The organism is Streptomyces sp. WMMB 322 (genome assembly GCF_900090145.1).
In the GTDB taxonomy this organism is placed as follows: Bacteria; Actinomycetota; Actinomycetes; order Streptomycetales; family Streptomycetaceae; genus Streptomyces.
This window is the reverse complement of sequence record NZ_FMHI01000001.1, coordinates 237,107-250,518: the sequence shown is the minus strand read 5'-3', so window position 1 is coordinate 250,518 and position 13,412 is coordinate 237,107. Positions and strand designations below refer to the sequence as shown.

General features: G+C 73.3%; 13 protein-coding genes. 8 read left to right on the top strand and 5 right to left on the bottom strand.

Features of this window, described 5'->3' with window-relative positions; all coding sequences use genetic code 11:
• Positions 1 to 148: 148 nt before the first annotated feature.
• Both H180DRAFT_RS01145 and H180DRAFT_RS01140 read left to right on the top strand, forming a co-directional pair.
• A complete protein-coding gene (locus H180DRAFT_RS01145; RefSeq protein ID WP_055484057.1) occupies positions 149 to 712 on the top strand; it encodes a TIGR03086 family metal-binding protein in 564 nt (187 codons plus the stop codon).
• A gap of 522 nt (positions 713 to 1,234) precedes the next feature.
• Entirely contained in the window at positions 1,235 to 2,446 is a 1,212-nt protein-coding gene (locus tag H180DRAFT_RS01140) for a Cmx/CmrA family chloramphenicol efflux MFS transporter (RefSeq protein WP_055484056.1), read from the top strand.
• Here H180DRAFT_RS01140 and H180DRAFT_RS01135 read toward each other — a convergent pair.
• Both H180DRAFT_RS01135 and H180DRAFT_RS01130 read right to left on the bottom strand, forming a co-directional pair.
• A complete protein-coding gene (locus tag H180DRAFT_RS01135; RefSeq protein WP_055484443.1) occupies positions 2,406 to 2,684 on the bottom strand; it encodes a DUF4031 domain-containing protein in 279 nt (92 codons plus the stop codon). The two genes, H180DRAFT_RS01140 and H180DRAFT_RS01135, sit on opposite strands and share 41 nt — an antisense overlap.
• Positions 2,685 to 2,790: 106 nt before the next feature.
• Positions 2,791 to 3,147 carry a hypothetical protein gene (locus H180DRAFT_RS01130; protein WP_055484055.1) on the bottom strand — a complete coding sequence of 119 codons (357 nt, stop codon included), beginning with the start codon at positions 3,145 to 3,147 and terminating at the stop codon, positions 2,791 to 2,793.
• A gap of 232 nt (positions 3,148 to 3,379) precedes the next feature.
• Here H180DRAFT_RS01130 and H180DRAFT_RS01125 point away from each other — a divergent pair, with 232 nt between their 5' ends.
• The 4 genes from H180DRAFT_RS01125 (at position 3,380) to H180DRAFT_RS01110 (ending at position 9,310) form a co-directional block, all read left to right on the top strand.
• Positions 3,380 to 4,426: a MurR/RpiR family transcriptional regulator gene (locus H180DRAFT_RS01125; RefSeq protein WP_074466540.1), complete on the top strand. Its 1,047-nt coding sequence runs from the start codon at positions 3,380 to 3,382 to the stop codon at positions 4,424 to 4,426.
• Positions 4,427 to 4,849: 423 nt separating this feature from the next.
• On the top strand, positions 4,850 to 5,806 hold the full coding sequence (murQ, locus tag H180DRAFT_RS01120; RefSeq protein ID WP_055484054.1) for an N-acetylmuramic acid 6-phosphate etherase: 957 nt from the start codon (positions 4,850 to 4,852) through the stop codon (positions 5,804 to 5,806).
• 96 nt (positions 5,807 to 5,902) lie between these two features.
• On the top strand, positions 5,903 to 7,570 hold the full coding sequence (locus tag H180DRAFT_RS01115; RefSeq protein WP_079099749.1) for a PTS transporter subunit EIIC: 1,668 nt from the start codon (positions 5,903 to 5,905) through the stop codon (positions 7,568 to 7,570).
• Positions 7,571 to 7,777: 207 nt separating this feature from the next.
• Complete coding sequence (locus H180DRAFT_RS01110; RefSeq protein ID WP_254665814.1) at positions 7,778 to 9,310, top strand: hypothetical protein; 1,533 nt, start codon at positions 7,778 to 7,780, stop codon at positions 9,308 to 9,310.
• 7 nt (positions 9,311 to 9,317) lie between these two features.
• On the opposite strand, the gene H180DRAFT_RS01105 is transcribed toward H180DRAFT_RS01110, so the two are convergent.
• Entirely contained in the window at positions 9,318 to 10,037 is a 720-nt protein-coding gene (locus tag H180DRAFT_RS01105; protein ID WP_079099748.1) for a TetR/AcrR family transcriptional regulator, read from the bottom strand.
• A gap of 276 nt (positions 10,038 to 10,313) precedes the next feature.
• On the opposite strand from H180DRAFT_RS01105, the gene H180DRAFT_RS01100 reads away from it, so the two are divergent.
• Both H180DRAFT_RS01100 and H180DRAFT_RS01095 read left to right on the top strand, forming a co-directional pair.
• Complete coding sequence (locus tag H180DRAFT_RS01100; RefSeq protein ID WP_055484053.1) at positions 10,314 to 11,237, top strand: Vgb family protein; 924 nt, start codon at positions 10,314 to 10,316, stop codon at positions 11,235 to 11,237.
• A gap of 86 nt (positions 11,238 to 11,323) precedes the next feature.
• Complete coding sequence (locus H180DRAFT_RS01095) at positions 11,324 to 11,899, top strand: Uma2 family endonuclease (protein ID WP_107097538.1); 576 nt, start codon at positions 11,324 to 11,326, stop codon at positions 11,897 to 11,899.
• A 222-nt stretch (positions 11,900 to 12,121) separates the two neighbouring features.
• On the opposite strand, the gene H180DRAFT_RS01090 is transcribed toward H180DRAFT_RS01095, so the two are convergent.
• Positions 12,122 to 12,427, bottom strand: coding sequence for a hypothetical protein (locus tag H180DRAFT_RS01090; protein WP_055484052.1), 306 nt, complete (start codon positions 12,425 to 12,427; stop codon positions 12,122 to 12,124).
• A 290-nt stretch (positions 12,428 to 12,717) separates the two neighbouring features.
• Positions 12,718 to 13,389, bottom strand: a complete 672-nt coding sequence (locus H180DRAFT_RS01085; RefSeq protein ID WP_079099747.1) for a hypothetical protein — start codon at positions 13,387 to 13,389, stop codon at positions 12,718 to 12,720.
• Between the last annotated feature and the right edge of the window lie 23 nt (positions 13,390 to 13,412).

Below are 13,412 nucleotides of genomic sequence, written 5' to 3'. Positions count from 1 at the left end.
GTATGACATTTGTCAGTGAGACCTGCGTCACACCGACTCGTGACGGGCCGTCCCGCCGCCCCCGCCACGGGAACGCCGCCGTCACCCGGCCGCGCCCCGTACGGGTCACCCGGGATGCCGAGCCGGGCAGCGGGCGCACGATTGACGCATGGAACTGATCGACGCCTTCGACACGGCCTTCAAGGAATGGGACCGGCTCGTCCACGAAGTCGGGGAACGGCAGTGGGAGGACCCCACCCCGTGCAGCGAGTGGAACGTGCGGGAGCTGGTCAACCACCTTGTCGGCGAGCACCTTTGGGCCCCGCACCTGCTGAACGGCGAGACGCTCGCCGAGGTCGGCGACCGCTTCGACGGCGACGTGGTCGGCGACGCCCCGGTGGCGATGTGGGAGCAGGCCGGCAGCGCGTCACGCTCGGCGTTCCACCGGAAAGGGGCGCTCCGCGGGAGCGTGCACGTCACCGGCGGCAAGACACCGGCGACCGAGTTCGGCTGGCAGATGACGACGGACCTGGCCGTGCACGGCTGGGACCTGGCGCAGGGCATCGGCGTGCGGTCGCGGATGCCGGACGAACTCGCCGACGCGGTCTACGAGCATGTCGCACCGCAGGCCGAGAGCTGGCACGAGAGCGGGATCTTCGACCCGCCGGTACCGGTTCCGGACGACGCGGTGCCGCAGGACCGGCTGGTGGCGCTCCTCGGCCGGCGCCCCTGAGGCCTTCCGGCTCCCCTGAGGCGTGGGGCATGTCCGGCGAGCGCGCCTCCGAGGCGTTCCGGGGACGTGCCCGGCCCCGGCGGTGTCCGGCCCCTCCTGCGCACCCGTCCGTCCCGAGAACCCACTCCCAGCCCCCGTAGGCCCGAACCCCCCGCCCCCGTACGCCCGGACTCCCAACCCCCGTACGCCCGAACTCCCAGCCCCCCTGCGCCCGATGAACAGCGCCCCCTGAAGTGCGCCGCTCCGCCCCGGCCCGGAATGCGAGGCCGCGCGCGGTGGTTGGTGCCTGGCATGCCCCCCGAATCACCCGGTGCCCAGGCAGGGCCGGACACGCGAAAGGTGGCGGACCCCCGCTCCGGCCCCGCACACGCCGGCGGCCCCGCACACGAGGGCTCGGACCACACCGGACCGGGCCGCGCCGGACCGTCCGGCGTGCCCGGCGCTGCGTCGTCGGGTGCGTCGGGCCGCGGTCCGTCCCGTCCCGCGCGCGGCCGTTCGGGCCCCCGTCCGTCACGGAGCCGCATGCCGCTGGGCGTCCACGTTCTGGGGCTGTCGGTCTTCGCGCTGGGTACCTCCGAATTCATGCTCGCCGGGCTGCTCCAGCCGCTCGCCCGTGATCTGAACGTCTCCATTCCCAGGGCCGGGCTCCTGGTGTCCGCCTTCGCGGTCGGGATGGTCGTGGGTGCTCCGCTCCTCGCGGCCCTCACGCTGCGGCTGCCGCGCCGCCTGACGCTGGTCGTGCTGCTGACCGCGTTCGGCCTCGGCCAGGTCGCCGGTGCTCTCGCACCCACGTACGGGGTGCTCTTCGCCTCCCGCGTGGTCAGCGCCCTCGCCTGCGCGGGTTTCTGGGCGGTGGGTGCCGCGGTCGCGATGTCGCTGGTGCCGGTGGACGCCCGGGCCCGCGCCATGGCGGTCATGATCGGCGGCCTCAGCATCGCCAACATCCTCGGTGTGCCCGCCGGTTCGCTGCTGGGGCAGCACGCGGGGTGGCGCTCGGCGTTCTGGGCGGTGGCGGCGATGTCGGCGATCGCCCTGGCCGGGGTGGTCGCGCTCGTTCCGCGGACGGAGCCCGGGAGAGGTGCGCAGAAGCCGCGGCTCCGCCGCGAACTGCGCATCTACGCGGACAGGCAGGTATGGCTCAATGTCGTCACGATCGCGCTCAACGCCGCCGCCGTCTTCGCCGTCTTCTCGTACCTCGGCCCGCTCCTGACGGACGTGGCCGGCATGGACGAGAACCGGCTCCCCACCGTGCTGGCCCTCTTCGGGCTCGGCGGGCTCATAGGCACCGCCGTCGGCGGGCGGATCGCCGACGGTCACCTGTTCGGCACGATGTACGGCGGCATCGCGGCCTCGGCCGTCACTCTGGCGCTGCTCGCGGTCCTGGCCCGCAGCCCGGTGGCGGCGGTCGCGCTGGCGGTGCTGCTGGGAGTGGCGGCGTTCACGGCGGCTCCGGCGCTGAACGCCCGCATGTTCGAAGTCGCCGATGCCGCGCCGACGCTGGCGGGGGCCACCACGACGTCGTCGTTCAACATCGGCAACACCCTCGGCCCGTGGCTGGGCGGCCTGGTCATCAGCGCCGGATGGGGCTACCAGGCGGTGGCATGGACGGGCGCCGCACTCGCGTCCGCGGCCGTGGCCACCACGGCTCTCGCCTCGCTCACGCTGCGGCGGCGGTCCCGCCGGCGGCCCGGCGTCACGTGCCCCTCGACGGCCCCCGCCTCTTGGGGCGCCTGAGACCCGCGTCGGTCAGCCGTTGCACCAGTTCCTTGCTGCCGACCTCGACGGCGCCGGCCGCCACGGCCGCCGGGTAGCGGGCGCTCGGCACGTCGTAGTGGTCGCGGTCGAAGGCCCGGCGCGGGCAGCCGATGGCGGCCGCGAAGGTGTGCAGTTCGTCGTAGGAGACGTCGCTGACCAGGTGCGACCACAGCCGCCCGCCGCCCGGCCAGACGGGCGGATCTATGTAGACGGTCACCGGGTCGCCGCCTGCCCGCGCATTCGGGGCGCGGGCCGGTTCCGCGTTCCGCGCCGCGGAGAGGCCGGTTCGCACGCGGCTGAGCCGTGCGGGGATGTCCGTCCGCTCAGAGCCACTTGTCCAGCGCTCCCACCCTGGCGACGGAGGTCTCCGTCTTGGCGCAGACCCAGTGGGGGTCCTCTCCCAGCGGCGGTTCGACCTCCAGCGCGTGCGGGTCGGAGCCGAGACACACGGGGCAGAGCGGCCAGCGTCCGTACCGGTCGAGCAACGCGTCCTGCACGTCCTGGGCTATCAGCCCGTTCACGAACCCGATGCCCTCCGGCCACTGCTCGACCCACCACCTGCGGTGGGTGACCGCTTCCTCGACGAGCGAGACCACATCCGCCTCGGCGACCTTGCCCGCCTCGAGGTCGGCGAGCACGAGGGCACGGGCCGTGTGCAGTGTCTGCTCAAGCTGGTCCATGACTCCATTGCACCAAAGACGCGGAGGCCCGTGCGACGGTCTCGGCCAGGCCACTCAGGCCGGTACGGGGCTCTCGCGGGAGCTCCCGTACCGGTCTCGTCCACGGCCCGTGACGATCAGGCGGGGTCCGGCGGGGTCCGGCGGAGGCCCCGCGAAGATGTGGCGACGGAAGCGTGATGAACCGATGTGCACAACCCTTGACTTGGGCATGACCGGAAAATAACTTGCACCGATGACCACCTATCTGAAAGAAAATTTCGCCAGAGGCGGCAGACCGCACGGCAGACCCAGCGGCGGCAGCTCCGCAGAGGGCGCCCAGCACGCCGCCGGCCCGCGGGGGGCCGGTTCCGGCGCCACGGGCCGGCCCGCCGCCCGGCCCGCACCCACCGGCAGGCCCGGACCGCCCGGACCGGGCGCTCTCGCAGCCAAGGTCCGCACCATGGCTCCGTCCATGACGCGCTCCATGCAGCGCGTCGCCGAGACCGTCGCCGCAGATCCCGCGGGGTGCGCGCAGCTCACCGTCACCGGCCTCGCCGAACGGACCGGCACGAGCGAAGCCACCGTCGTGCGGACCTCCCGGCTGCTCGGCTTCCCGGGATACCGCGATCTGCGTCTCGCGCTCGCGGGTCTCGCCGCGCAGCAGGAGTCCGGCGCCGCGCCGTCGGTGACCGCCGACATCGCCGTGGACGATCCGATCGCCGACGTCGTCGCCAAGCTCGCCCACGACGAGCGGCAGACCCTGGCCGACACCGCGGCAGGCCTCGACACCGTGCAGTTGGAGGCCGCCGTCAACGCCCTCGTCGCCGCGCGCCGCGTGGACGTGTACGGGGTGGGGGCCTCGGCTCTCGTCGGCAAGGACCTCGCGCAGAAGCTGCTGCGCATCGGTCACGTCGCGCACGCGGAGGCGGACCCGCACCTGGCCGTGACGACGGCCGTGCAGCTGGGGGCGGGCGACGTGGCGATAGCCATCACCCACTCCGGTCGCACGGTCGACGTCATCGAGCCGCTCCGCGCCGCCTTCGACCAGGGCGCGACGACGATCGCCGTCACCGGGCGTTCGGACGGCGAGATCGCGCAGTACGCGGACCACGTGCTGACCACGTCGACGGCCCGTGAGAGCGAGCTGCGGCCGGCCGCGATGTCGAGCCGCACGAGCCAACTCCTCGTCGTCGACTGTTTGTTCATCGGTGTGGCGCAACGTACGTACGAGACCGCGGCCCCCGCGCTCTCCGCCTCGTACGAGGCGCTGGCGCACCGGCACTCGCCGCGGCCCCGCTGACACCGTCCGGCGAGGGCACGTGCGCGGCACACGTACGGCACACGGCACGCGTGTTCCAGCCCCGGACCCGGCCGGGCTGGTTCCGTCCCCGCCCGGAGCGGGCGTGCACGCACGGGCGGGGCCGGCCTCTCCGGTCCCACCCGCCGCAGCGGCCGCGGGCGGCGAGGGCGCGCGGCCGTCCGGGCCCGCGACGGTCCCGCCGTCCGGGTCCGATTCCGGGTCCGATTCCGTGTCCGGGCCGGGTCCGTCCCCCCTCGTCCGCGCCCCGGCCGGAGTCTTGGTCCGAACCGTAGTCACACCCGAGCCCTAGTCCGATCCGATGCCCCAGCCCGAGCCGAAGTCACTGCCCGATCCGAAGCCCGGGCCCGAGCCGCATCCCAGTCCGCCCCGTCCGCGCGAGCACAGAGAGAGCGCCACGTCCCCATGACCTCCACCGCCGACAATCCCCCCTCCTACAGCGAGCTGCGCGCACAGCTGGACACGCTGACCACGGAGGCGTTCCGCAGCGACCTGTCCGACATCGACCAGCTGCCCACCCTGGAGATCGCCCGGATCATGCAGGGTGAGGACTCCACCGTGCCCGGGGCCGTCGCCGAGCAGCTGCCGAGGATCGCGGCCGCCATCGACGCCACCGCCGAGCGGATGGCACGCGGCGGCCGCCTCGTCTACGCCGGGGCCGGCACCGCGGGCCGCATGGGCGTACTGGACGCCAGCGAGTGCCCGCCGACCTTCAACACCGATCCGTCCGACGTGGTCGGGCTGATCGCCGGCGGGCCCGACGCGATGAACAGGTCGGTCGAAGGGGCCGAGGACAGCAAGGAACTGGCCGCCTCCGACCTCGACGCCCTGCGGCTGACGGCCGACGACACGGTGGTCGGCATCTCTGCGTCGGGGCGCACGCCCTACGCGGTCGGCGCCGTCGAGCACGCGCGCCGTGAGCACGGTGCGCTCACGGTCGGCTTCTCGTGCAACGCGGACTCGCCGCTCGGGGAGGCAGCCGATCTGCGCATCGAGGTCGTGGTGGGGCCGGAACTGCTGACGGGCTCGACCAGGCTGAAGGCCGGCACGGCTCAGAAACTCGTCCTGAACATGCTGTCGACGATCACCATGATCCGTCTCGGCAAGACCTACGGGAATCTGATGGTCGACCTGCGTGCCTCCAACGAGAAGCTGCGCGCACGCTCGCGGCGCATCGTCTCGCTGGCGACCGGCGCCGGTGACGAGGCCATCGAGGCCGCTCTCACTCAAGCGGGCGACGAGGTGAAGAACGCGATTCTGATCATTCTCGCGGGCGTCGATGGCCGTACGGCGGCCCGGTTGCTCGACAACGCGGATGGTCACCTGCGGGCTGCGCTCCGCGCGGCGGGCGGCCAGGGCTGACAGTGGTGCCAAGCGTCCGGCCGCCGCCGGCAGCGGCCGGGGCGCTGGACCGCACCGCGTTCCGGGTCTCCGGACAGCCAGAGAGCGACCGTGCCGATGAGCAAAGACAAGAACCGCCAGATCGCCGAAGCGCTGCTGCCCCTCGTGGGCGGCTCGCGGAACGTCGTCTCCATCACCCACTGCATGACCCGGCTGCGGCTCGGCCTGGCCGACCGCTCACTGGTCCGGGACTCCGCGCTGCGTGCGCTTCCGGACGTGGTGGGGGTCGTCGAGGACGACGACACGTACCAGATCGTGCTCGGCCCGGGGAAGGTCGCCCGGGTCACCACCGAACTCCAGGCCATCGCCCGTCAGGAAACTGCCACTGCTGCCGACACGGCAGATGAGGTGCCTGCCACTGCCGCCGCCGACGCGGCAGCGGGCGGGCAGTCCGCCGTCACCGCCGAGGGGCTGGCCGAGCGCGGCGCCGCCATCCGGGCCGCCCGCAGACGGAAGAACGCCACACCGGTGAAGCAGATGCTGCGCCGGGTGGCCAACATCTTCGTCCCGCTCATCCCGGCGCTCATCGGCTGCGGCATCGTCGCCGGCATCAACGGCATCCTGACGAACCTGGTCAGCAGCGGCAGCGCCCAGTGGGCGGCCGGCATCGTTCCCGCCCTCACCGCGATCTCGACCGGCTTCATGTCGCTCATCGCGGTCTTCGTCGGCATCAACACTGCTGCGGAGTTCGGCGGGACGCCCGTCCTCGGCGGCGCGGCCGCGGCCGTGATCGTCTTCGCGGACGTCGCGAAGGTCTCCGCGTTCGGGGCGAAGCTCGCCCCGGGCCAGGGCGGCGTTCTGGGCGCGCTGTTCGCGGCCCTGGTCGCCGTCCACGTCGAGAAGTGGTGCCGGCGCCGCGTGCCGGAGGCCGTCGACGTGCTGGTCACGCCGACCGTCACGGTGCTCGTCTCCGGGCTGGTCACGCTGTTCGGGCTGATGTACGTGTGCGGGCTGGTCTCCGCCGGCATCGGCCACTTCGCCAACTGGCTGCTCCTGCACGGCGGAGCGCTGGCGGGCTTCGTGCTCGGCGGGCTCTTCCTGCCGCTGGTGATGCTCGGCCTGCACCAGGCCCTCATCCCGATCCACACGACGCTGATCGAGCAGGACGGATTCACGGTCCTGCTTCCCGTCCTGGCCATGGCGGGCGCGGGTCAGGTCGGCGCCGCGGTCGCCGTCTACGTGCGGCTGCGCCGCAACACCTCCATCCGCAAGACCATCAAGTCCGCGCTTCCCGCAGGTGTGATGGGCGTGGGCGAGCCCCTGATCTACGGGGTGTCGCTGCCGCTGGGGCGGCCGTTCATCACCGCGTGTGCGGGCGGCGCGGTCGGCGGCGGCGCGGTGGGACTCTTCCACCAGCTCGGCACGTCCGTCGGGTCCACGGCCATCGGCCCGTCCGGCTGGGCCCTCTTCCCCCTGCTCAAGGGCAATCAGGGGCTGGGCGCCATCGCGCTCGTCTACGCGCTCGGGATGGGGACGGGCTATCTGGCGGGCTTCGTCGCAACGTACTTCTTCGGTTTCAGCAGGCAGATGCTGACGGAACTGAACGTCGCACCCGAGGCGTCGGCCGCCGGCACGGTGGTCGCCAGGGGCACGCCCGCTCCCGCGTCCCGCGTCCCTCAGGAGCACCGCGACCGGGGCGAGGACGACGACGGTGACGGCGCCGGGGGCGACGGCGGCGGCCCCGGCGGGGGCGGCGGAGAGCCGAAGCAACCGGTGGGCGTCTAGCCGCTGTCGATGACGTCTCCGCATCGGCCGGCCCGGTCCGGGAGCGATGCCGAGCACGTGCCGTCCCACGGACGCACTGCCGCTCCCGGGTCCGGTGCCGGTCCCGGTGCCGGTGCCGGTGCCGGTCCCGGAGCCGGTGGAGGCGGGAACGGCCGCCGCAGCGGCCGGTGCCAGCAGGGGGGACTCGGCCCGATCGCGAGGTCTCACATGCACGAAGCCCTTGCTCCCCGTACCGTCCCGATACCCCTGCGAAGGTCCGTGCCGGGCGGGCGCCCGCTGCCGTGGCTGGCCGGAGTCGGTGCGGCGTTCGTCCTCGCCCAGCTGCTGCTGGTGGTCCCCGGCTCGGGGATGGGATGGGACGAGTCCGTCTACACGAGCCAGGTCAGCGGGCACGCGCCCGCGGCGTTCTTCAGCGCCCCCCGGGCCCGCGGCATCTCCTTCCTCGCGGCACCGGTCGCGGCGTTCACCCCGTCCGTCACCGCACTGCGGGTCTATCTCGCGCTGCTCTCCGGGGCGGGGCTCTCCGCGTCGCTGTGGGTGTGGCGGGACCTGCTCCCGGCCCGCGTTCTGGCCACCGCGGGCGCCCTGTTCGCGAGCCTCTGGATCACGCTGTACTACGGGCCCTCGGTGATGCCCAACCTGTGGAGCGCCTTCGGGGCACTGGCCGCGACGGGCTTCTTCGTGCGCCTCGCCCGGGGCGCCGGCGACCGCCGGGCGGGAGCCGGCCTGGTCCTCTCCGTCGCGGTCGTGGCGCTCATGCGGCCGCCGGACGGGCTCTGGCTCGGCCTCGCCCTGGGCGCCGCCGCTCTCTGCGTACGACGGTGGCGCAGGCCGGGACTGCTCGCGCTCCTCGCCGCCGGGTTCGCGCTGGGGTCCGCGGAGTGGATCGTGGAGGCGTACGTGCGCTACGGCGGTCTGACCGCGCGGCTGCACCGCGCCAGCGAGATACAGGGCGGAATGGGCTGGCACATGGCAGTGGACGATCAGGTACGCAGCCTGGCGGGGCGCACGCTCTGCCGTCCCTGTGACATCCCGTGGCAGCATCCCGCCACCGCGCTGTGGTGGTTCGCCCTGCCGCTTCTGGCAGTGGCAGGCATCCTCGTGACGCCCTGGGGGCGCCGGCGTGCCACCGCCGTGGTCCCGGCCGTGACGGCCGCGATCGTCGCCGTGCCCTATCTCTTCCTGATCGACTACGCGGCACCGCGCTTCCTTCTGCCCAGCTACGCGCTGCTCGCCCTGCCCGTCGCCCGGTCCCTGTGGTGGCTGGCGACCGACCGGCACGGGCGGCTGCGCACGGCCGCGACGAGCCTCGTTGCGCTGGCCCTCGCGGGGCATCTGGCCGTCCAGTACGCCGTCCTGGCGAACAACACGGCCGAAGTCCGCGCCTCGCACCGGGACTTCACGCGCGCGGCCGCCCGCCTGCACCAGCTGGGTGTGCGGCCCCCGTGCGTGATCTCCGGGGACCACTCCGTGCAGCTGTCCTTCTACACCCGCTGCTCGTCGCGGCAGACCGGCGGGCCCGACGCGAGCATCACGGCGGCCGGAGTGCGGGCCGCGACGCGCAGTTCGGCGGTGACAGTCGTCGTGCCGCCGGGTGGCAGGCCTCATCCCGTGGCCGGCGAATGGCGACGGGAACCGCTCGCGCCGGACTCGTCCGCCTCCCGCTTCCACGGCTACACCGTCTATCTGCCGTCGTCCGTACGGTCCTCCGGCTCCGCCCAGGGCGGTTCCCCGCGGTGAACGCCCGTCAGGCCCCCGCAGACCCGCCGGCCGGCCCGTTCGCCGACCCGCTCGTCCCGCCCGCGGCGGCGCCCCGGGCGGGAGAGCCGCCCGCGCCCCGCACGAACACCCCGGCACGGGCCGCGGCCAGCGCGGCGTCCGCGGCCCGCTGCGCCGTCTCCGCGCCGGCCGGCTCGCCCGAGATGAACAGGCGGTAGTACAGGGGGGCGACCGCGGCGCGCACGACCTCTTCCGCGTCGGTGGTCCCGGGCAGTTCCCCGCGCTCCACCGCACGCACGACGATCGGCGCCGCCTGACGGTGACGGCCCGCCAGGAAGCCGTGCAGGGCCCGGGCGGTCACGGGGTCGTGGACGGCTGCGGAGGCGAGCGCGCGCGAGACCGACCCGGCGCGGGGGTCCTCGAAGTGGGTGACCACGAGCGAGGTGAGCTCCCGCAGATCGCCTTTGATGCTCCCCGTGTCGGGAACGGGCCAGCGCTCCCCCGAGGCGAGGTCCAGGACGTCGGCGGCGAGCCCCGCGGCGTTCCTCCAGCGGCGGTGGACGGTGGCCCTGTGCACGCCCGCGCGGGCGGCCACGCCCTCCACCGTCAGCGCGTCGTAGCCGCGCTCCGCGATCTCGGCGAGCGTCGCCTCACGCACGGCTTCCCGGGTCCGGGCCGTGCGTCCGCCGGGACGCGTGCTCCCCGGCACACGGTGATGTCCTTCCTCGCCACCCGCGTCGCGCGTCAAGTGCGGCTCCTGCTCCTGTAATTGCGTTGCACCGTCGGGGCCCCTGTGCCAGGCTCCACACTAACGCAACATTGTCGCGTTAACGGTTCGCCATGGACACCCGAGAGCGACCGAGGGCGGACTGCGGCCCGCACCGGGGCTGCGCCGCGTCCGCACGCCATCCGCGACCGCACCCATCCGCATCCGCGGACGCGGGAACGCGGTACGCACCCGCGGTGTCGGCCGCTGAAGTTCACCAACGGCACCGAAGCCCCTCCACGGACGGAGTGAACCTGCATGAGCGAAACGAGACTCACCGTCGAGGAGATCGGCCTCCCAGCCGTCGGCGTCGACGCGGGGGCGGGCCCGTACGGCATCACCACGGGCCCCGACGGCGCGCTGTGGTTCACCCTCGTCCACGCGGGCTCGGTCGGCCGACTGACGCTGCCCGCACGCGAGTTCGGCTTCCACGATCTGGACGCCCCGGACAGCGGCCCGACCGTCATCGCCCCCGGCCCCGACGAGGCGCTGTGGTTCTGCCGCACGCGGGACCACAGCATCGGCCGTATCGGCACCGACGGCGCACTGCGTCAATTCGCCCTGCCCGGACCGGAGTCGGGCCCGTACGGCATCACCGCGGGCCCCGACGGCGCACTGTGGTTCACCGAGACCACGGCGAACCGGATCGGCCGCATCACCGTCGACGGCGAAGTGACCGGCTTCCCGCTGCCCGTGCCCGGGGCCTTCCCGTCCGCCATCACCGAAGGGCCGGACGGCGCACTCTGGTTCACGCAGAACCAGGACGACTCCGTCGCCCGCATCACCACGGCGGGCGAGATCACGTCGTTCCGGCTGCCGACGAAAGGCGCGGCCCCGGTGGGAATCGCCGCCGACGCGCGGCGCGGCACGGTCTGGTTCGCGGAGATCGGCGCCGGCGCGATCGGCCGGATCACGGTCTCGGGCGACATCACGGAATTCCCGCTGCCGGACACGTCCTCACGCCCGCACGCGGTCGCCGTCGACGCGGCGGGAGCGTGCTGGTTCACCGAATGGGGCGCCAATCGCGTCGGCCGCATCGCACCCGACGGCACCCTCACCGAGGCCTCACTTCCCACCCCGGCGAGCGAACCGCACGGCCTGACCGTCGGCCCCGACGGCGCGCTCTGGACAGCCCTGGAATCGGGCGCGCTGGGCCGGGTCACCGCCTCCGACCAGCGATGACGTCACCCTTTCGCATGAAGCACGCACGATTCGTGCGAGTACGCAGAAGACGTCGAAGACGATGCGGCTCATGGGAGCAGCGATGAGTGCCGAGCCCGAGTTCGAGTGGCCTCGCCCCCCCGGAGGGCGGCTACACGGCCGAAGATCTCGACCGGCTGCCGAATCTGCCTCCTCACACGGAGCTGATCGACGGGAGCCTCGTTTTCGCGAGTCCGCAAGCCAAGTTCCACATGCGGGCGATCCGCATGCTGGAGAAGCACTTTCTCCGCTGCGCTCCGCCGGAGGTGGAAGTGATCCGGGAGATGACGGTGACGCTGGGCCGCGCCAACCGTCCCGAGCCGGACATCATGCTGGTGCGCGCCGAAGCCGTTACAGGACCCGAGCAGACCTCCTACCGGCCCGAGGATGTGCTCCTCGCCGCCGAGGTCGTCTCCCCCGACTCGGTGGACCGGGACCGGGAGACCAAGCACCGCAAGTACGCCGCGGCGGGCATCCGGCACTTCTGGCGCTTGGAGAACGACGGGGGCCGCGCCGTCGTCCACACCTTCGAGCTGGAACCCGCCACCCTCACCTACGCGCCCTCCGGGGTGTACCACGACGAGGTCACGGTCCCGTTCCCCGTCGACATCGATCTCTCAGAGGTGCAGGCCCCGAACCGCTGACCCGGTCGGAGAAGGCGGTGGCTCGCGGACCACATGCAGGACGAGCGCGGAGGCCGACGGCAAAGCCGGCCTCCGCGCTTTCGAGTTCACGCGCCTTTCGAGTCACGCGCGTGACGGTGTCGCGCGCCCGTGCGTGCCCTGCGTCCAGCGGCTCTCAACTCCTCGCACCCACAGCGGAGTTCAGCAGAAGCCCCGACGCCTGAGACCCGACGTGGCCTTCGCTCACAGCCGCAGCAGACGCTCCGTCGCCTCCTTGTACTGGCGCAGGGCGAGGCGCAGTTCCTCGGTCTCCGCGCCCGATTCGGGGCCGGCGGCACGCGACGCGCCCTGCCAGGGCTCACGCAGCACGCGGCGGCGATGCGTCAGCGCGCTCTCGAGGTGACGGGCGGCCTCCTCGAAGACGCCGTCGGCCTCTTCCACGGCGCTGCGTGGCCCCTCCACGAACCCGCTGACGGCGTGGTGCAGCCGGGCGGTGAGACGGTCGCGCTCGTCACGGTCCAGCAGCGGCACCGTGCGGTCCTCCGGCACCCGCCGCTCCTCGGGCTGCGCCTGCCGATCACGCTCGGCCGACGCCGGCGGTACGAAATCGGGGCCCGGCCCCGCACCCGCCACCGCGTCCGCGGGCGCGTCCCGCGCAGCAGGCGGCGCAGCAGGCGGATTCGCCGACGCCGGCGTCCCCTCCCGCGACCCCGGATCAGCAGCCACATCCGGCCGAACCGGCGCAGCAGCCACATCCGGCGGAACCGGCGGAGCGGGCGGCGGGCTCGCGGACGCGGAGACGCTCTCGCGCGAGCCACGGTCGGTGAATTCGTGGGAGGTCACGAGGCCTCACTTCCCTTGGTGTGCCGACGGGCGGAGAACAGCGATCCGCGAGGTGCCCCGGCAGGGCCCCCGGCGGTCAGCGGGCGGCGTGCACGCGGCTTCCGTGCGCCGCGCCCGGCGTGCCCCGCGTGCACGGGCCTTTCGGAGACCAACGCGTCGAAGAACGCGCGGCTTTGCAGCATCGCCTCGCGCATCTCCTCCGTGCCGGCGGTGCCGCTCGTCGCGGCGGCGCTCAGCCGCCGGTAGCCCTCGAGGTGGGACGCGTGATGCACGGACAGCGCATCGACGTGTGCCTCACGGCGTTCCGGCCCGGGGAACCCCCGGGCCTGGGCCAGGCCGCCGAGCAGTTCGTGCACCTCGGCGAGTGCCTGCTGCGGAGACTCCACGAAACGTTCCTGCGCTGCCGACCACCGGCCGAGGTAGTGCTCACGCAGCTCAGGGGAGAGCGGCTGAGGCGCCAGCGAACCGTATTCGCGCACGCGTTGGCCGAGTTCGCGGTCCGCGGCCCTCGTGTCGCCGTTGTGGCGGGCGACCACGCGGTCGTACTCGGGACCGAAGCGGTTCCGGAGGCCGCCGCCGAGTCCGCGTTTGCGTGCGCTCGTGAAGAGCACACCGGCGACGACTACGACGAGGGCCACTGCAAGGACGATGATCACAACCGTGGACACGATGTTCCCACCCCGAGTTCCCG

Coding starts and splice junctions, on each gene's coding strand:
- H180DRAFT_RS01145 (WP_055484057.1), top strand. CDS start 149: ATGGAACTGATCGACGCCTTCGACACGGCCTTCAAGGAATGGGACCGG.
- H180DRAFT_RS01100 (WP_055484053.1), top strand. CDS start 10,314: ATGAGCGAAACGAGACTCACCGTCGAGGAGATCGGCCTCCCAGCCGTC.
- H180DRAFT_RS01110 (WP_254665814.1), top strand. CDS start 7,778: ATGCACGAAGCCCTTGCTCCCCGTACCGTCCCGATACCCCTGCGAAGG.
- murQ (WP_055484054.1), top strand. CDS start 4,850: ATGACCTCCACCGCCGACAATCCCCCCTCCTACAGCGAGCTGCGCGCA.
- H180DRAFT_RS01140 (WP_055484056.1), top strand. CDS start 1,235: ATGCCGCTGGGCGTCCACGTTCTGGGGCTGTCGGTCTTCGCGCTGGGT.
- H180DRAFT_RS01130 (WP_055484055.1), bottom strand. CDS start 3,147: ATGGACCAGCTTGAGCAGACACTGCACACGGCCCGTGCCCTCGTGCTC.
- H180DRAFT_RS01125 (WP_074466540.1), top strand. CDS start 3,380: ATGACCACCTATCTGAAAGAAAATTTCGCCAGAGGCGGCAGACCGCAC.
- H180DRAFT_RS01115 (WP_079099749.1), top strand. CDS start 5,903: ATGAGCAAAGACAAGAACCGCCAGATCGCCGAAGCGCTGCTGCCCCTC.